This is a genomic window from Vibrio sp. TRT 17S01 (genome assembly GCF_050113695.1).
Taxonomy (GTDB): domain Bacteria; phylum Pseudomonadota; class Gammaproteobacteria; order Enterobacterales; family Vibrionaceae; genus Vibrio.
This window is the reverse complement of record NZ_JBNJOG010000072.1, coordinates 1-668: the sequence shown is the minus strand read 5'-3', so window position 1 is coordinate 668 and position 668 is coordinate 1. Positions and strand designations below refer to the sequence as shown.

Below are 668 nucleotides of genomic sequence, written 5' to 3'. Positions count from 1 at the left end.
CGCTAGGGGAACCTGGCGCTGGATCACCTCCTTATACGATGATTATTGCGATGAGTGTTCACACAGATTGATGGTTTATGTAGTTTAAGAGATGGAACATCCCCCAAGATGTTCGACTTAGTGTCCCGTTCGTCTAGAGGCCTAGGACACCGCCCTTTCACGGCGGTAACAGGGGTTCGACTCCCCTACGGGATACCATTGGGTCGTTAGCTCAGTTGGTAGAGCAGTTGACTTTTAATCAATTGGTCGCAGGTTCGAATCCTGCACGACCCACCATTTTCTCGATATGGGGCTATAGCTCAGCTGGGAGAGCGCCTGCCTTGCACGCAGGAGGTCAGCAGTTCGATCCTGCTTAGCTCCACCATTCGTGAAACTTCTTCCTATCAAGAAGTAAAACTAGTATGGGCGATTAGCTCAGTTGGGAGAGCACCTGCCTTACAAGCAGGGGGTCACTGGTTCGAGCCCGGTATCGCCCACCATTCTCTAAATGTTTTTGGATTAGGATTTCCAAACCACTTCAGTAAAACGTACGTGGTTGGAGTTTTCGACCGTCTAAGAATCTTTAGAAAATGTATTTCTTCGGAAAACATAGCTCTTTAACAATTTGGAAAGCTGACAAATCAACAATTTATTGTTGATTGTAAAGTTCTCAATGTTTGTCTTTATGA

At 46.3% G+C, this 668-nt stretch carries 4 tRNA genes; all 4 read left to right on the top strand.

The window, feature by feature from the left end:
• Positions 1-122: 122 nt before the first annotated feature.
• A tRNA-Glu gene (locus ACQEXS_RS22535) sits at positions 123-198 on the top strand.
• A gap of 2 nt (positions 199-200) precedes the next feature.
• A tRNA-Lys gene (locus ACQEXS_RS22530) sits at positions 201-276 on the top strand.
• A gap of 12 nt (positions 277-288) precedes the next feature.
• A tRNA-Ala gene (locus ACQEXS_RS22525) sits at positions 289-364 on the top strand.
• 39 nt (positions 365-403) lie between these two features.
• Positions 404-479, top strand: a tRNA-Val gene (locus ACQEXS_RS22520).
• The last annotated feature ends 189 nt before the right edge of the window (positions 480-668 follow it).